This window comes from Loktanella sp. DJP18, assembly GCF_049310965.1.
GTDB lineage: Bacteria > Pseudomonadota > Alphaproteobacteria > Rhodobacterales > Rhodobacteraceae > Loktanella.
Genome location: NZ_JBMERN010000348.1, coordinates 1 through 953, shown reverse-complemented (window position 1 = coordinate 953; position 953 = coordinate 1). Strand labels below are relative to the sequence as shown.

The window sequence follows — 953 nt, the reverse complement described above, 5'->3', positions numbered from 1 at the left end:
CCTCAGGTCCGAACCGTGACAGGCGGCGCAGATCGTCTCATACAATTCCTCGCCGTCGGCATAGTTGCCGGAGCCGTCGGGCAGGCCGCGCCCATCCGGCATCACGTCGATGTCGATGGCCGCAATCTCGTCTTCGCTGGCGGGTTGGCCCACGCCGTAGGCATTATTCGCTGGAGCGATATCGCCCACCTCTTGGGCGCTAGATTGCGGCACCTGCGCCGGGGCGCGCTCGCCGGTTTCCTCAAGGGTTTCGGGTAGCGCGGCGGTTGTGCGGGCGCTGTCTTGTGCTAATGCCGGACCGACAAGGGCTCCGAGAGCACAGATGATCGTCAGATTACGCGTGAACATTTGTCACCTCCCCGTCCGGCGCGATATGCCAGCTTTGGATTGCGTTCAGATGATATACCGACTTCAGCCCGCGCACCTCGACCAATTGTTGCAGCGTAGGCTGAACATATCCGGTTTCGTCCACCGTGCGGCTTTGCAATACGGCTTCCTCACCGGTCCAGGTCCATGGCAGACGGAATCTGGTGTGGCATTTGGGCAGAACCGGGCTATCCAGCGTCGCCTCTTGCCAAGTTTCGCCGCCATCGGCGGAAACCTCAACCTTCGCAATCTTGCCTCGGCCCGACCAAGCGATGCCTGTCACCTCGTAGAATCCAGCGCGCGGCAGTTTCATCGCGCCCGAGGGAAAGGTAATCACCGACTTCGCGTCCATCTCCAATGAGAATTGCCGCGCCGTGCCATCGGGCATGAGGTCTGTATATTTCGACGTTTCCTCGCGCGTCATGAATGGCTTGTCGCTGACATCGAGACGGCGCAACCACTTAATGTGCGTGTTGCCCTCATAGCCTGGCAGCAGCAAGCGCAGCGGATAGCCCTGTTCGGGACGCAGCGCCTCGCCGTTCTGAGCATAAGCTACAATCGCATCGTCCATCGCCTTGTCGATAGGG

2 protein-coding genes are annotated in these 953 nt (G+C 60.5%); both read right to left on the bottom strand.

What is annotated here, in order from left to right:
• Window positions 1–348: c-type cytochrome (locus ACOI1H_RS25825; RefSeq protein WP_422441200.1), on the bottom strand; the 348-nt coding region annotated here is incomplete at its 3' end.
• The coding region (locus ACOI1H_RS25820) for a molybdopterin-dependent oxidoreductase (protein ID WP_422441198.1) at window positions 335–953 on the bottom strand (619 nt) is incomplete at its 5' end. The genes ACOI1H_RS25820 and ACOI1H_RS25825, both read right to left, overlap by 14 nt.